Raw genomic sequence first — 16,024 nt, 5'->3', positions numbered from 1 at the left:
AAATCTGAATGATTTGTTATTTGGTCAACATTATATAGATACGATTGACGACATGATTATCACACGAACGAGCCGGAATTACCGGGAGATTACGACTAATTACAGCATGCCAACGAGAAATTCCCGGCTCGTTCATAGAGATTCAGAGTAAATCATGAAACGGAAAGGACGTGGTGCAGTAATCGCGGTAGTACTCGCGTTGTTGCTGTCTGCAACCGGGTTCCACCTCGTGAGCGCCCAAGACGCCGCACTTGACCTCGACATCGTGGAGGTGGACGATGAAGGGGAGTATATCGTCATCGAAAACGAAGGTGAACAGTCGTACGGCCTATCCGGATTGACCGTCTCGTTCGGCGACGACTACGAACGGTTCTCGTTCCCCGACGGAACGACCATCGGCCCGGGAGAGTCGATAACGGTCGGAACGGGTAGCGAGACGAACATCGATGCGGACTACAACGCCGGATACGACGGTACCATTCTCTACAACGGAGAGCCGGATATCGTCGAACTGCGAGACGGAAACGCCATCGTCACGTTGACGCTAGGGAGCGTCGACGACAGCGAACAAGGTGCAACAGCGCCCGGAGACGATGAGTCAAGTGATTCCGATGACTCGGATACCACGGACGAACCCGATAGTTCGGATGAGGACACGAGCGACAGTTCCGACGATAACGCGGGCGACAATTCGGACGACTCGAACGACAGCGACGATTCCGATGACTCCGATGGCGATACCGGCGATTCAAACGACTCCGAGGAAACCACGACGGACGAGTCCAACGACAAAGGTGATGAGTCGGACGACGGCGATTCGGATGAATCCACGACGGCGCCCGAAGACGATGAGGGCGAGGACGCCGACGACAGCAACGATTCCGAGGAGGACACGAGCGAGGACTCGAAGTCCAAAGATGAGGAAATGACCGAGAACGAGGAAACGAACGACTGCTGACGGATTCCGACGCACTCTCATTTTTTCGAAATCATCCGGTACGGAGAAACAGACGGCACCGAGGAAAAACGAAGAAAGCTATCCTACAACGCCTGCCACGTCCGTGGCGAATCGTTCAGTCGCTCACAGCCATCTTCGGTGACGACGACCAAATCCTCGATTCGGACGCCGAACTCGCCGGGAATGTAGACGCCGGGTTCGATGCTGAACACCATGCCGGGTTCGAGTTCTACGTCGTTCCCCGAGACGATATACGGACCTTCGTGAACGTCCAACCCGACGCCGTGGCCGGTTCGGTGGATGAACCCCTCGCCGTAGCCGTAGGATTCGATGACCTCGCGGGTCGCCGTATCCACTGCTTCGGCGGTGACGCCGGGTTCAACCGCCTCGACGCCCGTTTGTTGGGCTTCACGGACGGCGCGGTGAACTTGGTCGAACTCCTCGGGTGGCGTGCCAGCGAAGACGACGGTTCGGGTTTGGTCGCCCGGATAGCCGTCAACGAACGCGCCGAAATCGAGGACGACAGGGTCGCCGTAGCCAATTTGTCTGTCGCCGTGGCCGTGGTGAGGTTTCGCCCCGTTTGATCCGGAACCGACGATGGTGTCGAAGGCCGGTTCCTCGCCACCCGCGTCGCCGAGTCGGGATTCGATTTCTCGGACCAGTTCTCGCTCGGTCATGCCGATCGCTTCCTCGCCGAGTTCGCGGATTTCGACGCAGACTTCGTCCGCAACGTCGCCAGCACGACGAAGCACCTCGATTTCCGCCTCGTCTTTTCGCATTCGGAGGGGTTCGAGCACTTCGCTGGCGAGGCCGAAGGTCGCGTCCGGCAGCGCACGCCGAAGGTCTTGGGTGAACAACGCCCACATCGTGTCGTCTACGAGCAGGTGACCGCCGTGGAGATCGAACTCGTCGGCGACCGCGTCGACGAGTTCGAGGGGGTTGTCGCCGTCGCTCCACGTTCGTACGTCGGACACCCACGATTCGTCGGTGATCTGCTCGCCGTACATATCGGGAACGACGAAGACTGGGTCACCCGAAACCGGAACGAACAGGAAGAGGTGGCGTTCGCCGGGATGTTCCCGGAATCCGGAGACGTAAAAGAGGTTCGTGCTCGGGAACAAAACCGCGGCGTCCGCATCGACCGTCCGGAGGCGCTGTTGACACCGGCGAGTGCGTTCTGCGAAAGCATCCGTCATAGATGATGCTGTCGTTGGGTATACGTAAAAATTACACTCTTCCGGCGGTCTCATCGCAGTTCCTTTGCGAACACCTGGGTCGAAATCCGACCCCGAGTGATATACCCATGAGCGGCGTAAAACAGGTATGGGTGGGGAACAGGGGCAACTGCGCGACAGGCCGCGCCTCGCGTGGTGGGTCGTCGGTATCATCTTCGGAGCAGTGATGCTCTTCGTCTTCTACGTGTTCATCGGGACGTTCGCGCTCGGACTGTTCATGTACTACGCGACGCGACCGATTTACGACCGACTGGAGTCACGGCTGGGCCATCCGGGAGTAACCGCGATAGCGTCACTGTTGGCCATCGCAGTTCCGATCCTCGTGCTGGTCGCGTACGCCATCGCGGTCAGCGCGATCGAGGTTGCCGAAATCGCCGGAGAATCGGTCGGGGACTACCAAGGCGTCCTCCAACCGTATCTCGACCTGTCATCGCTGACGGTTCATCCACAACAGATACTCGACCTCGCACGCGAGAGTCAAGGGGCGTTCGTTCGTCTCGGCGGGCCGGAACTGCTCGGCGGTGTGGTAAGCGCGGCGAGCGGGTTCGGACTCACGCTCTTGCAGTTGTTCGTCGCGCTGGCATTAGCATTTTACCTCCTGCGGGACGACGACAAACTCGTTCGCTGGTTCGTCAGCGACATCGGCGGCAGGCGGAGTACGGTGTACAGTTACGGATCTGCGGTCGATGACAACCTTCAGACAGTGTATTTCGGAAGCATTCTCCAAGCGTTCGTCGTCGCACTCGCCGCCGCTGTCGTGTACAACGTCGCCGCCTTCGTCGCACCGGTGGGGTTGTCGATTCCCCTCCCAACCCTACTCGGTTTGCTGACGGGGGTAGCCAGCCTCATTCCCCACGTCGGGACGAAGCTCGTCTACGTTCCAATCGCGCTGTCGCTCTTAATTCGTGCGCTCGGGGAGGGTGTAACTGCTCTCTGGTTCCCAGTAGTGTTCGTTGTCGTCGTCGTCCTCGCCTTGGATGTGGTAACCGAAACCGTCATTCGACCGTACACGGCGGGGAGAAACCTGCACGTCGGACTGATGTCTTTCGCCTACATTTTCGGACCGCTGTTGTTCGGGTGGTACGGCCTGTTCGTCGGACCGCTTTTGCTCGTCCTACTCGTTCAGTTCAACCGCATCGTGCTTCCGGAACTGATGCAGGGAGAGCCGCTTCCAGCGCAACAGGTGACTGGCGACATCGAATCCGAACCAGAAGAAACGGGGGAGAAAACCCGAGAGGAGGAAGGTGCCGAAATGAGTGAAGAATCGGAGACAGGATCGTCGGAGCAAACAGCAGCGGACGAGGAAATCCGCGACTGACCGAAAACGTGTAGCCGTCGTAATCGGCATATTACACCATATTACCATATGAATAAACCATATATGAATAGTAAAAATTTTAGTATAAATCCAATGACTATCAATAGAGATGCCATCCGTGCGGAACCTGTATCGGGACGGGAACAAACGTAATTTCGATCGGACGTTACGAACGCTCAAGCGACAGGGATGTACGCTGTTGATAACGGGAGCAGTGTCGGAACGCGTTACTGCGCAAGCGACGAAGCGACTACTCGGAGACCCGCAACGTGAGCGAAAACGGCTTCTGGTATTCACCGACGCATCATCTGCGCACATCGAAAACAGTCTCCCCCGGGCGTTCGGCGCAGCGATTCGGCCGTCAAAATCATCAAGTCGTGCGGAAACCTCTCGGCTACCGACGGAGGGCACTCCTCGCCCACCGACGGCGAGAACGAACTTGACTGTCTCAGAGGTGAACTCTCACAGGCGGTCGGCCACTTCGACGACGTAGCCGACGGACTCGACTCCGCAGAACTCAGGGTTAGCATCGACTCGCTCGAACCCTTGCTCGAAGCGTACGACCGCCCCGCGTTGAAGCAGTTTCTTCGAGCGACCACCGCCCTCGTCCGTGGCGTTCACGACATCGAACATGTGCATCTTCCCATGCCGGACGAATCACGGGTCGTCCAGAAGTTATCGCCGCTGTTCGACGCGCGTATCGAACTCCGAAAGCGAGGGACACTGGTCGCCGAACAGCGCTGGCACGTCCCACAGCACGATATCACGACGGCTTGGTCACAGTTGTAGACGGGCGATACGGATTACTGTGCATCTCGCTCCGAGAGAAAGGGATACGAAACCGATTGCAGTCAGTACTGTTCCCGTTCTAGCTCGTCCAAATGACGCCGTAGTCGGTCAAATTTCGAGACTTCGACGAAGGCGTACTCCGCACCGCCGAAAAACGAATCCGGAACTTCGGAATCGGTGAGGAGCAACTCGGGGTCTGCATCGACATGATTCACTTTCTCGAAGGGAATAACTCGGGCGAGCGGTGGGGCATCGTTAAGACAAACCACGGCGTTTTCTTGGATAAGCACGGCGTCATACTCCTGTGCCTCGTATTCGTCCACTGCGAAGACCGTTGGCATGGGTAAACCGACGCGGAGCACGATATTAAATGGACGCGACGGAACTCGACCGACGACTGCGGGAGGAATTCGATCCGCCCGAGGGAGCATGTCGGGTGGTTGTTCGACAGGCGCGCGACCTCGTCGATTCGGGCGAGTATCGAAACGATACGGGGGTCGAACTGACAGCCGAGGCAATCGTCTCGCATCTGCACGATGCGCCCGACGAGCGGTCGCTTCCGGAGAAGTGGAACTGGTGGATGGGGTCGTTGGGAATCGCCTACGGTGGCTACACCGAATTCCTCATCGTCCGGTGGCAACGGACGGAGTGACAACCCGATTGAGCGAACCAGCGACGAGCCACTGCGACTCGCGTTACGATGGAAGTTGCCCGGTCATCATCAGATACGCCAGTGCGAACTGAATAGCGTTGAACGCGCCGTGAATCAATGCCGGGACGACGAGGTTTCGAGTGTACTCGTACGCCGCACCGAGAATCGGCGAGAGGACGAAGAGAATAGCGAGATAGACGATTTTACCCGCACCTTGCAGTGAGAAGACGTGGACGAGCGCGAAGATGAGACTCGCCAGCGCGATGGCGGGCCAGCGACCGAACGATTCGCGGAGTCGCTCCTGAACCACACCTCGGTAGAGCAACTCCTCGCCCGGCCCGATGAGCAGGAACGAGAGCGGAATCAACAGGAGGAAGACCCGCGGGTCTTTCTCGCCGAGCGTGGCGAGTTCGTTCTGGGCGGACTGAATACCGAACGTCGTGAGCACGAGCGACACCGCGATGAGACCGCCATAGAAGAGGACGAACCCACCAGTCATCCAGCCGAAATCGCGAACCGTCGGGATTCGAACTTTGATATACCCGAGACCCCGACCAGTGTATCGTAAATATGCCAGCGCAAACAGGCCGAAGGCCACGCCCTGTCCCATCACGACCGAGACGGCGACGAGGAGCGACGGACGGGTGAGAACAGGGATACCGACCGCGAGAAGTGCGAACGCGGCGATGAGAACGACGATGGCGGCGAAGGCGTAGCCACCGAGACCCAGTCCAACCGCGGCGAACACCGCCCGAGAACGTGGGTTCCAAAGCGTCGTCATTCTGATTCCTCCCGGTACCATGTGACAGTACGGTTGATGCCCTCATCATATCCGACGCGGGGTTCGAAGCCGACCGCATCTCGAATTGCGTCGCCGTTCATCGTCGTGTCGTGCATGAAGACGTGAAGGATTTCGCGCACCACTTCGAGTCGCTCGCTGAACAGCGCCCCGCCCTGAAGAACCCACGGTGGAACGCCCTTAATTCGGCCGTCCGTCCCGGCCGCGTCGTACACCCTTTGGATAAAGGATTCGACCGTGGTCGGTTCGGTTCCGACAGTAAATCGGCGGTCGGCGGTGGATCGGTCGGCCACGGAAATCAGTGCGCGTGCAGCGTCTTCGATGAAGATGAACTCGTGTGGAACGTCCACGGGAGCGGGAAACAGTACGTTCCGACCGGCAATGGGTCGCTCGAACAGTGGACGCACGAGGTCGTTCGTTACGCCCGGGCCGTAGAAATCCGGCAGGTGAACGACCGTCGTTGGAAACGGTGCACGGACGAGTGTTTCGTCGGTTTCCGCCTTGATTTTCGCCATGCGCGACGGCGGGTCGATTGGCGTTTCCGGCGTAATCGGTGGGTTCGGCGTCGATAATTCCGGCGTTTCGAACACCCACGTATTTCCGGGATAGACGACGTGGGCGTCGGTATCGCCGATAGCCGTGACCAGTAGGCGCGCCGATTCGAGATTGTGGTAGTAGTTCGTGAGTGGGAAGTTGATGCAATGAAAGATCACGTCCACGTTTCGAACCGCTCGACGCACGTTGAGCGGGATGAGGACGTTCCCTCTAACCATTTCGACATTTGCACGCGGAAAAATTTCGCGGAAGCGTCGCTGACTCCGGACGAAAACGCGTATTCGGTCGTCCGGGTTCGATTCGAGCAGTCGTTCAACGACGGCACTCCCCAGTGCACCAGTCGCCCCTGTGACGAGATATCGTACCCCCATTCCACCCTCCGTATCCCGATTCGACTTCGAGGATAGTGATTGTTGTGTAACTAATCTGTTATTTTTGGGGAGAGGGATGACTCCGACAGGGTGCGAAAAGCGAAGACAGAGGAAAGGTAACCGCTCGTAGTAGGCGCAAACCAAATTCTCATGAAGTTGATTTTTCTGATATAGTAGTTGGAACCGGTGAGCGCACCTTCTCAGCACCGTGTTACAAGCGACGGACGAGGATCGAAAGCACCTCTGAGCCACCGCGGCGAATCGGTGTCCCGTGGCCCATACAGAGCACTTCGATGGACGGAACCGTTCCAGCAAAGCGCCGGATACTCCGCCGAATTTCGCGGGTGTCGTAAGAATCCCACCACTCCGGTGGGGTAAGGACGCCGTCGCGTTCCCAGACGAGGTCGCCGACCAAACCGACGCTGAGGTCGTCGTGGACGTACACGGTGTGGCCCGGATTGTGGCCGGGTGTGTGGTAGGCCGTGAATCCGCCGACCTGCGCGTCGTCTTTCAGCGGACGAACGTCGAATCCCTCCGGAATCGGAACGAGCAGTCGGGCAAAGCGGTGGAACACTCCTTTGTGATGGAGCAACGGCGGGTCGTAGACTCCCGAAAGTAAGTCCGCATCTCGCTGGCCGACGAAGACGGGCACCTCGAGGTCGTGGAGGTTTCGAAGGCCGCCGACGTGGTCAATGTCGTAGTGTGTTACGAGCACGCGGTCGATATCGGCGGGTTCGTAGCCTGCGTCTCGAAGCTCTCGGCGGACGCCGAACCATGGCAAGCCCGTATCGACCAGCGTCACCTCGCCGTCGTCCACGAGAAACGCGTTGGCCCCGAAGACGGGAAAACCGAGTTCGAGCAGCCAAACGCCCGCCGCGAGTTCCTGCGCCATACACGGAGTACGCCGGGCAGGGACTTAACACACGGAGCCAACCATCACTGGAGCCAAAACGCCTTCCCACGTCGAACGTCGACAGTCATCCATGCACGTCGAAGCGGTCGGAGCGGGGGTGCTGGTCGAACTGCTCGCGGTGGCAGTCGGTGCGACCCTTCCACTTCCGCCGGAGTTGCGGATAACTGCCGCACTCGCACTCCTCACCGTCGGACTCGCAGGAGGCTACGTTGCCGGACGGGTCGCGGGTGGAAACTGGCGCGATGGAATCCGCCACGGCCTGTTCGCAGGAGTCATCGGCGGCGGCGCACTCGCACTTGTTCTCGGCTACACCATGGTAACGCCGGGAAGCGAGGTCGGCGCGCTCTGGGGACTGAACTATCTGATAGCGACGAGTGGGCTCCCGAGCGAGTTCGCCGCGATGTACGATCAGCAACTCGCAATTCTCGTTCCCGCGGTCGTCGGACTCCTTCTCGCAATCGAAGGTGCACTGGCGGGAGGTGCGGCCGGAAGCGTGAGCGTGGAACCGCTTTAGGGCGTCCACCTGAGAATCCGGTCGTCGTCGGTCACTGGTGAGCCTCGGCCGTCTCGATTGCTCGTCGCGAAGTAGAGACCGTCAGGGCCGGAAACGACGCTTCTGAGCCGACCGAACTCGCCTTCGAACAGTCGTTCATCGGATTCGACCGTCTGGCCTTCGGAACCAAACGTCACTCGGTGTAGATGCTCACCCGCCAAGATTCCGAAGTAGAACGCCCCGTCGTGGAACGCCGCGCTCGCGGGTGCGATGGTCGGCGTGTACGACGTAAGAGGGTCGGTGAACGCCGGGTCGTCGCTCTCCCCGGTAACGACCGGCCAGCCGTAGTTGTTCCCCTGTTCGATGCGATTGACTTCGTCGTCCGTATCGGGGCCGTGTTCGGTGCTGTACAGAGCGCCGGTTTCCGGGTGGAACGCAAGTCCCTCGGGATTCCGGTGGCCGTAGCTGAACACCGCCCGTTCGCAGTCGGGTACCGACCCATCCGGATTGAGTCGGAGAATCGACCCGTGAAGCGTTTCGGGATTCTGCGCGAGTTCCGGTTGGTCGGCATCACCGACCGACGCGTAGAGGTGTCCATCCGGCCCGAAGGCGAGACGACCACCCGTGTGTCGCTGCGCGCCGGGAATGTCGTCGAAAATCACGGCTTCGCGTTCGAGTTCGCCGTCCGTGAGGCGGTAGCGGAGGATGCGCTGTGAAATGCCGCCGTCCTCGTAGGTCTGGAAAAGGTAGAGGTGCGGCGTGGACGGGAAATCGGGGTGCAGCGCGAGTCCGAGTAAACCACCCTCGTCGACCGCGTTCGTGTCATCGATTTCGGCAAGGAGTTCGACGCCGTCGGACCGAGTCGATTGACGCGCCCGGGGCGCTCCGTGAAATAGAGCGTTCCGTCAGGCGCGAAGTCGGTACCCCACGGGATTTCGAGGTCGGTCGCAACCGTCTCGACGGTGGAGTTCTGTTGAGCAGGACGTCCATCCACCTCCAGCGGTGAAGCGGTGCGGGAGGCGCGAGCGGATGATTCGTGGTGTGCTCCGGACGTCGTGTTGCCGGTCACGACGCCGACCGAGAGGAGAACACCTGCACTGGCGAGAACCTGTCGTCTGGTACTGGGTGGCATGAGACGATGAATACATTCATTGAAAGTTAAATTTTTGGCAAATTGTTTTGAGATATTTCGGCGGAAGTCACGGTACGCAGCGACTATACCACTACTTCGCTCGAGCCAATCGTATCCACTGAAATTTCGACCACTTGGATTATTTAACTTCGACCGAAACCACGTCTTTCGGGTCGCTTGCTCCACGAACGTACCGAGTTCGACCATCACGAACTACGTCGAACACGTCGAACGAAACGACCAATCGACCCGCCGGAACCGTCGCTCGGAGAACCGGCCCGCGACTGGTCAGTGCAACGTATGGCGGAGCCGGAACTGGCGTGGCCTGTAACGAGAATCCGACGGCGGACACCGACGCTGCGAGGATGGTCGGAAACTCCATCATCAACCCGGAGTCGCGGAGTTCGCGCGATAACGGCTCCACGACTTTCTCGCGGTCGGTCGTCATACGCGGTGCGCCAGTCGTTGCTTCGTCGTGCCACGACTCGGCGACCGCGTCCGCACAGCGAATGACGGCATAGATAGTTTCACCGTGTTCGGAGAGGATGTACTCGCGGGCGGCGATTTCCGGGTCGGCCATCGTTCGAACGCGCGTCGTAAGAACACAAAACCGTGTCGAACGCTAGCGTCCGACGGAGAGAAAGCTTATATCGGAATTCAACAGAACTACCGATGGAATGAAACGAATCCTCTCCCGCGTTGGAATCGGTTCTGCCCGTGTCGATACCGTCCTTCCAAAAACGACGCTGACCGCAGGCGAATCGGTCGAAGCCGAAGTCCACGTCGAAGGTGGACAGACCGAACAGGAAATCGATGCGATCTACTTCGCCCTGCTGACACGGTACAAAACCGACGACAGCACCCGGACAGGCGTCATCGACAAGTTCCAAGTCGCCGACCCATTCACCATCGAACCGGACGAGGAGAAGACGTTCCCCATCACCATCGACGTGCCGGTCGATACTCCCATCACGGTCGGTCGGACGAACGTCTGGCTGGAAACCGGTCTCGACATTGACTGGGCGGTTGACCCTGACGACAAAGACCCGGTTCAAATCGACCCTGGACCACGACTTTCGACGTTCCTCGACGCGCTCGATTCGCTCGGCTTTACGCTTCGAACCTCCAAGTGCGAGAAAGCACCCGGTGGATTGTTCTCCAGCCAACAGTTCGTCCAGGAACTGGAGTTCGTTCCGCACTCCGGTCCGTTTGGCGGCAAACTCGACGAACTCGAAGTCGTTCCGACGGAAACCGAATCCGGACTCGAAGTGAAGTTGGAAATCGACCGCAGAGGCGGTCTTCTTTCGGAAATGGCGGATATGGACGAACGGTGGACACAGCTTTCGTTCACGGACGAGAACGCGAGCGAGATGAAATCGAAGCTCCGTGACGAAATCGAGCGACACACCTGACTGGCGTCGTTCGGTAAGTATCCTCCGGGGGAAAGAACCGTTCGTCGCATCTTCGGGAGCGAACGCGACAAGTGCGGTCAGTTCGTACAAACGGGGGTGAGCGACAGCCCCAACAAACCGCTTCGAGTCGAAGACAGCGACGAACTCCATCGCGTCATCGCTGAGCACGACCGCGTATTGGTCGATTGTTACACGAAGGGCTGTACCCTGTGTCAAGCTATTGAACCGGTGGTCGGGAACGTCGCTCGTGCCACCGACGCAACCGTCGTGATGGTCAACCCCGGAAACGACCTCTCGCTCGTGGAGGAGTACACCATTCGGAGCGTTCCCACCCTCTTGCTGTTCGAACACGGCAACCTCGTCGGGCGGATGGCCGACGGGTTTCAAGGAACCGACGCAGTCGTCGAATTCGTGGACAGGACTGGAAAATAGAGCACGATACCGTAGACGATAAGCCACTCAGTTGCCGATATCGATGAGCGCCTGCCACGTGTTCGGCCCAACGATGCTTTTAACCACGATGTCAGCGCTGGATTGGCCAGTTGCACGAGAAGAGGGGAGAGAAATCTGTCACGAGGAGACGAATGATAATTATTAACATGGGGCAAAAAGCCTATGAATACTCGCACGTGATTGTTTATCACAGATGGTAGTCGAAACGATTCCGCTGTTCGGGCCGATTCCCGGTGGGATGGAACTCGCGGTGATTCTGCTCATCGCAGTGCTCCTGTTCGGTGCTAACAAGATTCCCAAACTCGCACGTTCGACGGGCGAGGCGATGGGCGAGTTCAAGAAAGGTCGGCAGGAAGTCGAAACGGAACTCCGCGAGATGCAGGAGTCCGACTCCACGACCGAGACCAACGACACGGCCGTCGAAGCGGAACCGGAAGCATAACCCAGATTCGGGGGGTTCGGGGAACACCCGGCCCAGCAGTTTTTCCGAGGTAATACATCGAGCAGTGACAACAATATGAACACGGTTGCGTGGGGCGACCACAACGGAAAAGTCACTCTCCCGCAAACCGACTACTATGGCCGACGACACGACAGAGGCAGACGGCAACAATTCGAACGACCATTCCGAGCAATCGGGGTCGGGACTCAGAACCCTTCTGCTGCTCGGATTTTCGTTTATCGCTGGCTACCTCGTCGGAAAGAGTCAGGGGAGCGAGTCAAACTTGCGCGAAGAACTCGACGACCTCGGACGAACAAAGGAAGGGCCGATGGAAATCGAGATACAGAGCACGGAAGGCAGTTCCGTGGAGGAAGGGGAAACCGACACGCAGGACGTCGAAAACGAGGAGTCAGACGCAGCGGAAACCGAAGACGAATCGGACGACGAAGAAACCAAAGAGACTGAAGACGACGAAGCAGAAGACGAAGTGTAACTCAGTATCCGGTGGCAGTCCCGTCTTTTCGCGGTTCGGTCGCCCCGGAAAGCACACCGTTTTCGTTTCTCACTATCTGCGCGCCGCCGAAAAGCGACGGCGGGAGCACCCGCACGTCGTGGCCCTTTCTGACGAGTTTCGACGCAAGATTGCCGTCGGTCCGTCCTTCAACTGCGAGCGTCCCTTCCTCCCGGTAGCGCCAACGCGGATAGTCCAGCGCGGCCTGGAGCGGCATGTCGTAATCCACGATGTTCGAGATGACCTGCGCGTGACCCTGCGGTTGCATGTAACCACCCATCACGCCGAAGGCGGCCCAGTCGTCATCGCCGAATCGAGCGAGTGCGGGAACGAGCGTGTGGAACGGACGCTTTCCGGGTTTGAGGTGATTCGGGTGGTCGGGGTCGAGCGAGAACGATGCTCCGCGATTTTGGAGGGCGATGCCGGTATCGCCAGCGACGAGTCCCGACCCGAATCCGGCGAATCGGGAGTTGATGTACGAGACGACGTTGCCCTCGTCGTCCGCGACACAGAGCAGGACGGTGTCGGCGTCCTCGGCGTGTGCATCCGGAACGCCGAAACTCACGTCGTGGTTTGCTTCCGTTCCGATATGTTCGGCGCGTTTTTTTGCCCACGAGTCGGAGGCGAGCGGCGGAATTTCCTCGTACTCAGGGTCGGTGATGTAGCGGTGGCCGTCGTGGAAGGCGAGTTTCATCGCTTCCGCGAAGTAGTGAACGCGCTCCGACGAGTCGAGCGGATGGTCGCCAGCATCGATTTCCTCGGCGATGTTGAGCGCCTCCAACGCAATAAGACCCTGATTGTTCGGGGGGAGTTCGAAAATCTCCGCCCCACGATACGTGGTCGAAACGGGGTCGATGAACTCGGGTTCGAATTCGGCAAGGTCGTCCACCGTCAAGAAACCGCCTTGCGATTGAACTTCGTCCGCGATTTGCTCGGCGATATCGCCTTCGTACAGTACGTCCGCTCCTTCCTCCGCGATTCGCCGCAGACTTTCGCCGAGGCGGGGCAGCGTCATCGATTCACCGACACTGGGAGCGTCGCCGTCCATCAAAAATGCGTCTCGAGCGTGGTCGGATGTGAAGAGGGTTTCCGCGCCAGTCCAGTGAGATGCGATGACCTCCGAGACGGGATAGCCGCCCATCGCGTAGTCGATGGCCGGTTGGAGCGTATCGCCGAGCGAGAGATTCCCCAACTGCTCTACGGTCGCTTCCCATCCGCGTGCGGTCCCGGGGACGGTGACGGCGTGCGGGCCGAGAAAGGGCATTCCGAGGTCATCGGTGTCGTCGTCGTCATCGACCGTGTATCCACGATTGTCCGGATACCATGCTGACGGGTCGTCGTGATTCTCGATCGAGGAACGGACGTTTTCGATGGTCGCTTCGGCGGGCGCGCCGCCACAACTTCGCATCGCGCCGACCTCACCGTCCGCGGTTCGATAAAGTGCGAATACGTCCCCGCCGAGTCCGGTGCTCGTCGGTTCGACCACGTTGAGCGCCGCGGCGGTGGCGACTGCGGCATCGAACGCGTTCCCTCCCTCCCGGAGAACCGAGACGCCCGCTTGCGCCGCGAGTGGCTGACTCGTCGCCACGATTCCATTCGGCGCGTAGGCGGTAGAACGTCGGGACGTAAACCGGTCCAAATCAGGTTTCGTCATATCATGCCATACTCGGAAGTGGCCCTAAAATACCCACCAAATAGTTTCGGGCACGGGTTTAGGAGACGGTAACACATTGAAATCGTATGACGTTCTCGATCTGCGTTCGCGAAGAATCCGACGAGGGAACCACCTTCGGGGTCGCTGTCTCGACCGATGCACCGGCGGTGGGCGCGCTCGCACCCTGCATCAGCCACGACGGAGTCATCAGCACACAGAGCTTCGTCAACGTTCGTCTCGGACGGCGAGGAATCGCGCTCCTCCCGGATATTGCCGTGAACGACGCGCTGGAAGGCCTCCTCACCCAGGACGACCACAGCGAGCTCAGGCAGGTTCACGGACTCGACGCGCGCGGCAATGCCTTCGCATACTCCGGCGATGGCTGTGACGGGTGGTTCGGCCACCGGGTTCACGAGGAACGCGACCTCACTGTCGCCGGGAACATGCTTGTCGGAGAGGAGACGCTGGATGCGCTAGCCGAAACCTTCGTGGGGAGTGAGGGAGAGGATGACCTCGTCTCCCGACTCATCGGCGCATTGGCCGCCGGAAAGGAAGCGAGCGGCGACAAACGCGGCCACACCTCCGCAGCTGTGATGGTAAAAGCGCCACAAACCATGGCTCACCACGATTTGCGAGTCGATGCGCACGACGAGCCGATCGCCGAACTTAAGCGCGTCTACGAAACTGCAAAGGAGGCGAGCGAGGGGTTCAGCGAATCCTCGAAGGAGCGAATCTTCGACTGAAAACCGGACGGTCGAACGACATCTGGCCGACCGATTGACCGGACATTCATTAGACATCAATTGACATACTAATCGATTTAATCATTAAATAAAAAATAAGATATCCTTCTTCGAAATATCTCCCGCATGGATTTACAACTCGGCGGAAAACGACCGTACGTGATGGCAGCGAGTAGCGGTTTAGGTCGCGCCGTCGCGGAAGAACTGGTACGAGAGGGTGCAACCGTCGTCATCTCGTCTAGAAGTTCGGAACGACTTCGGACGGCCACCGAATCGATTCGGGAGGCAACCGACTGCGCTGACGACGCCATCGAATCGGTGATTTGCGACCTCGCCGACGAGGAGGACGTTCGAAACGCGACAGAGGAAGCCATCGAAATTCTCGGCGGCCTCGACATCCTCGTGACGAACCATGGCGGCCCGGAAACGACGCGATTCTCCGAACTCTCCATGTCCGCGTTCGATGACGCCTATCACGGAATCCTGCGAAGTACCGTACTCGCCTGTAAAACGGCGCTTCCCGCACTGCGGGACGACGGTGGCGCAATAACGAACCTCGTCGCAGCATCCGCCCTCGAACCGTCGGCCAGTGGTGCGCTCGGCAACGTCTTCCGCCCGGGAGTCTACGGTCTCTCGAAGGTGCTCGCCGAGGAAGTCGGCGATGATGGCGTGCGCGTAAACTGCGTCTCCCCCCGCGGTGTCATGTCAGACCGAATCCAGTTCAAAATCGCCGAACTGGCCGAACGGGAAGGAATCACGGAATCGGAGGCGCGAAAGCGGAGAACGGACGAACTGCCCGTCAACGACCTCGGAACGCCGGATTCATTCGCTCGTTCCGTTGCTTACATCTCCTCGCCCGCCGCGGACTACATCACGGATGCTGTTCTCCCAGTAGACGGTGGTTGGCATCGACATGCGTTTTAGCTGACTGTTCTGCCACTTGCTTCCGAACAGCTTTATATTCGAAAGACAGGAAATTTTTCACCCAAGACTTATCACGAAGATACCCTATTCACCGGATGTATCGATGGGGCTATTCAAGAATTTGGGTCGAAAAGTCGAGGAGTTCAAGAAAACCTCCGAGGCCGTGGCGGAAGAAGGGGCGAGTTACGAGTGTGGGAGCTGTGGAGAGCGATTCTACGTGGAGAAGTCGGAGTGTTCCGAATGTGGTGGAACCGTCGCTTCGGTAGTAAAGGAGTCAAAATCGAGCGACACCGAAGAACGACGGACGAAATAGGAACGGCGATACCGACGAGAAGTCACGGAGCCCCACGAACTGACTAGGCGGAGTCCCGAGATTCCACCCGGTGGCAGGCCGCAACGTGGCTGTCGTCCGCCGCTATCGTCTGGGGCGTTTCCCGTTCGCAGGGCGAGGGAAACGCCGCCGTAACCGCTGCTTCTGCTTGGTCGCGCTTCCCCGCGGACAGTGCACTGGCAGCCTCCCGAACTGCATCCGCCGCGTTCGGCGGCAGGTCAGCCGAGTCACCGGGAAGCAGCTGTTCCACGAGATACGATGCGACGGTTCCATCGTCGGTGTTTTCCCCCTCCGCTGAAAGCCGGGTTTTCGCCGCATCAGGGTCGAGTTCGCCGGACA

The 16,024-nt window shown here is 59.1% G+C and carries 19 protein-coding genes and 1 pseudogene; 12 read left to right on the top strand and 8 right to left on the bottom strand.

Annotated elements, in window-relative coordinates:
* The first annotated feature begins 154 nt into the window (after nt 1-154).
* Nucleotides 155-958 carry a lamin tail domain-containing protein gene (locus ACN2TU_RS17745; protein ID WP_435157217.1) on the top strand — a complete coding sequence of 268 codons (804 nt, stop codon included), beginning with the start codon at nt 155-157 and terminating at the stop codon, nt 956-958.
* Nucleotides 959-1,041: 83 nt separating this feature from the next.
* Here the strand turns inward: ACN2TU_RS17745 and ACN2TU_RS17740 are convergent, their stop codons facing one another.
* Nucleotides 1,042-2,154: a M24 family metallopeptidase gene (locus ACN2TU_RS17740; RefSeq protein ID WP_435157216.1), complete on the bottom strand. Its 1,113-nt coding sequence runs from the start codon at nt 2,152-2,154 to the stop codon at nt 1,042-1,044.
* Nucleotides 2,155-2,281: 127 nt separating this feature from the next.
* Between ACN2TU_RS17740 and ACN2TU_RS17735 the strand changes: the two genes are divergently transcribed.
* Entirely contained in the window at nt 2,282-3,511 is a 1,230-nt protein-coding gene (locus ACN2TU_RS17735) for an AI-2E family transporter (protein WP_435157215.1), read from the top strand.
* A 109-nt stretch (nt 3,512-3,620) separates the two neighbouring features.
* Nucleotides 3,621-4,300: pseudogene (locus tag ACN2TU_RS17730) on the top strand (DUF7504 family protein).
* A gap of 62 nt (nt 4,301-4,362) precedes the next feature.
* Here ACN2TU_RS17730 and ACN2TU_RS17725 read toward each other — a convergent pair.
* Nucleotides 4,363-4,641 carry a hypothetical protein gene (locus ACN2TU_RS17725; protein ID WP_435157214.1) on the bottom strand — a complete coding sequence of 93 codons (279 nt, stop codon included), beginning with the start codon at nt 4,639-4,641 and terminating at the stop codon, nt 4,363-4,365.
* Nucleotides 4,642-4,670: 29 nt separating this feature from the next.
* Here ACN2TU_RS17725 and ACN2TU_RS17720 point away from each other — a divergent pair, with 29 nt between their 5' ends.
* Nucleotides 4,671-4,952, top strand: coding sequence for a WNWW family protein (locus tag ACN2TU_RS17720; protein WP_435157213.1), 282 nt, complete (start codon nt 4,671-4,673; stop codon nt 4,950-4,952).
* Nucleotides 4,953-4,995: 43 nt separating this feature from the next.
* Here ACN2TU_RS17720 and ACN2TU_RS17715 read toward each other — a convergent pair whose 3' ends face one another.
* From ACN2TU_RS17715 to ACN2TU_RS17705, 3 genes are all read right to left on the bottom strand, one after another.
* Nucleotides 4,996-5,733: a CPBP family intramembrane glutamic endopeptidase gene (locus ACN2TU_RS17715; RefSeq protein WP_435157211.1), complete on the bottom strand. Its 738-nt coding sequence runs from the start codon at nt 5,731-5,733 to the stop codon at nt 4,996-4,998.
* Nucleotides 5,730-6,677 carry an NAD-dependent epimerase/dehydratase family protein gene (locus ACN2TU_RS17710; protein WP_435157210.1) on the bottom strand — a complete coding sequence of 316 codons (948 nt, stop codon included), beginning with the start codon at nt 6,675-6,677 and terminating at the stop codon, nt 5,730-5,732. The genes ACN2TU_RS17715 and ACN2TU_RS17710 overlap by 4 nt, the downstream gene beginning before the upstream one ends.
* Nucleotides 6,678-6,888: 211 nt before the next feature.
* Nucleotides 6,889-7,569: an MBL fold metallo-hydrolase gene (locus tag ACN2TU_RS17705; protein WP_435157208.1), complete on the bottom strand. Its 681-nt coding sequence runs from the start codon at nt 7,567-7,569 to the stop codon at nt 6,889-6,891.
* 91 nt (nt 7,570-7,660) lie between these two features.
* Between ACN2TU_RS17705 and ACN2TU_RS17700 the strand changes: the two genes are divergently transcribed.
* Nucleotides 7,661-8,104, top strand: a complete 444-nt coding sequence (locus ACN2TU_RS17700) for a hypothetical protein (RefSeq protein WP_435157207.1) — start codon at nt 7,661-7,663, stop codon at nt 8,102-8,104.
* Here the strand turns inward: ACN2TU_RS17700 and ACN2TU_RS17695 are convergent.
* Together ACN2TU_RS17695 and ACN2TU_RS17690 are read right to left on the bottom strand one after the other, a co-directional pair.
* Nucleotides 8,101-8,913 (bottom strand): PQQ-dependent sugar dehydrogenase, encoded by an 813-nt coding sequence (locus ACN2TU_RS17695; protein ID WP_435157817.1) that lies wholly within the window; start codon nt 8,911-8,913, stop codon nt 8,101-8,103. The two genes, ACN2TU_RS17700 and ACN2TU_RS17695, sit on opposite strands and share 4 nt — an antisense overlap.
* Nucleotides 8,914-9,354: 441 nt before the next feature.
* Nucleotides 9,355-9,795, bottom strand: a complete 441-nt coding sequence (locus ACN2TU_RS17690; protein WP_435157206.1) for a DUF7988 family protein — start codon at nt 9,793-9,795, stop codon at nt 9,355-9,357.
* A gap of 97 nt (nt 9,796-9,892) precedes the next feature.
* On the opposite strand from ACN2TU_RS17690, the gene ACN2TU_RS17685 reads away from it, so the two are divergent.
* From ACN2TU_RS17685 to ACN2TU_RS17670, 4 genes are all read left to right on the top strand, one after another.
* On the top strand, nt 9,893-10,627 hold the full coding sequence (locus ACN2TU_RS17685; protein ID WP_435157205.1) for a sporulation protein: 735 nt from the start codon (nt 9,893-9,895) through the stop codon (nt 10,625-10,627).
* A 96-nt stretch (nt 10,628-10,723) separates the two neighbouring features.
* A complete protein-coding gene (locus ACN2TU_RS17680; protein WP_435157204.1) occupies nt 10,724-11,059 on the top strand; it encodes a thioredoxin family protein in 336 nt (111 codons plus the stop codon).
* A gap of 214 nt (nt 11,060-11,273) precedes the next feature.
* Nucleotides 11,274-11,522 carry a Sec-independent protein translocase subunit TatA/TatB gene (locus ACN2TU_RS17675; protein ID WP_435157203.1) on the top strand — a complete coding sequence of 83 codons (249 nt, stop codon included), beginning with the start codon at nt 11,274-11,276 and terminating at the stop codon, nt 11,520-11,522.
* Nucleotides 11,523-11,658: 136 nt separating this feature from the next.
* The gene (locus ACN2TU_RS17670) at nt 11,659-12,015 is read left to right on the top strand and encodes a hypothetical protein (RefSeq protein ID WP_435157202.1); all 357 of its coding nucleotides are present in this window, start codon (nt 11,659-11,661) and stop codon (nt 12,013-12,015) included.
* A gap of 1 nt (nt 12,016) precedes the next feature.
* On the opposite strand, the gene ggt is transcribed toward ACN2TU_RS17670, so the two are convergent.
* Entirely contained in the window at nt 12,017-13,687 is a 1,671-nt protein-coding gene (ggt, locus tag ACN2TU_RS17665) for a gamma-glutamyltransferase (RefSeq protein WP_435157201.1), read from the bottom strand.
* 86 nt (nt 13,688-13,773) lie between these two features.
* Between ggt and ACN2TU_RS17660 the strand changes: the two genes are divergently transcribed.
* The 3 genes from ACN2TU_RS17660 (at nt 13,774) to ACN2TU_RS17650 (ending at nt 15,667) form a co-directional block, all read left to right on the top strand.
* Entirely contained in the window at nt 13,774-14,430 is a 657-nt protein-coding gene (locus ACN2TU_RS17660) for a DUF1028 domain-containing protein (RefSeq protein WP_435157200.1), read from the top strand.
* A gap of 126 nt (nt 14,431-14,556) precedes the next feature.
* Nucleotides 14,557-15,354, top strand: coding sequence for an SDR family oxidoreductase (locus ACN2TU_RS17655; protein WP_435157199.1), 798 nt, complete (start codon nt 14,557-14,559; stop codon nt 15,352-15,354).
* 103 nt (nt 15,355-15,457) lie between these two features.
* Complete coding sequence (locus tag ACN2TU_RS17650) at nt 15,458-15,667, top strand: hypothetical protein (RefSeq protein ID WP_435157198.1); 210 nt, start codon at nt 15,458-15,460, stop codon at nt 15,665-15,667.
* Nucleotides 15,668-16,024 lie beyond the last annotated feature (357 nt).

This window comes from Haladaptatus marinus, from assembly GCF_051194195.1.
Note: the sequence above shows the minus strand (reverse complement) of the source record. Positions and strands in the feature narration are given on the sequence as shown.

Bases quoted from the DNA above. Each gene is read 5' to 3' on its own strand.
- ACN2TU_RS17745 (WP_435157217.1), top strand. From the start codon at position 155: ATGAAACGGAAAGGACGTGGTGCAGTAATCGCGGTAGTACTCGCGTTG.
- ACN2TU_RS17740 (WP_435157216.1), bottom strand. From the start codon at position 2,154: ATGACGGATGCTTTCGCAGAACGCACTCGCCGGTGTCAACAGCGCCTC.
- ACN2TU_RS17735 (WP_435157215.1), top strand. From the start codon at position 2,282: ATGGGTGGGGAACAGGGGCAACTGCGCGACAGGCCGCGCCTCGCGTGG.
- ACN2TU_RS17725 (WP_435157214.1), bottom strand. From the start codon at position 4,641: ATGCCAACGGTCTTCGCAGTGGACGAATACGAGGCACAGGAGTATGAC.
- ACN2TU_RS17720 (WP_435157213.1), top strand. From the start codon at position 4,671: ATGGACGCGACGGAACTCGACCGACGACTGCGGGAGGAATTCGATCCG.
- ACN2TU_RS17715 (WP_435157211.1), bottom strand. From the start codon at position 5,733: ATGACGACGCTTTGGAACCCACGTTCTCGGGCGGTGTTCGCCGCGGTT.
- ACN2TU_RS17710 (WP_435157210.1), bottom strand. From the start codon at position 6,677: ATGGGGGTACGATATCTCGTCACAGGGGCGACTGGTGCACTGGGGAGT.
- ACN2TU_RS17705 (WP_435157208.1), bottom strand. From the start codon at position 7,569: ATGGCGCAGGAACTCGCGGCGGGCGTTTGGCTGCTCGAACTCGGTTTT.
- ACN2TU_RS17700 (WP_435157207.1), top strand. From the start codon at position 7,661: ATGCACGTCGAAGCGGTCGGAGCGGGGGTGCTGGTCGAACTGCTCGCG.
- ACN2TU_RS17690 (WP_435157206.1), bottom strand. From the start codon at position 9,795: ATGGCCGACCCGGAAATCGCCGCCCGCGAGTACATCCTCTCCGAACAC.
- ACN2TU_RS17685 (WP_435157205.1), top strand. From the start codon at position 9,893: ATGAAACGAATCCTCTCCCGCGTTGGAATCGGTTCTGCCCGTGTCGAT.
- ACN2TU_RS17675 (WP_435157203.1), top strand. From the start codon at position 11,274: ATGGTAGTCGAAACGATTCCGCTGTTCGGGCCGATTCCCGGTGGGATG.
- ACN2TU_RS17670 (WP_435157202.1), top strand. From the start codon at position 11,659: ATGGCCGACGACACGACAGAGGCAGACGGCAACAATTCGAACGACCAT.
- ggt (WP_435157201.1), bottom strand. From the start codon at position 13,687: ATGACGAAACCTGATTTGGACCGGTTTACGTCCCGACGTTCTACCGCC.
- ACN2TU_RS17660 (WP_435157200.1), top strand. From the start codon at position 13,774: ATGACGTTCTCGATCTGCGTTCGCGAAGAATCCGACGAGGGAACCACC.
- ACN2TU_RS17655 (WP_435157199.1), top strand. From the start codon at position 14,557: ATGGATTTACAACTCGGCGGAAAACGACCGTACGTGATGGCAGCGAGT.
- ACN2TU_RS17650 (WP_435157198.1), top strand. From the start codon at position 15,458: ATGGGGCTATTCAAGAATTTGGGTCGAAAAGTCGAGGAGTTCAAGAAA.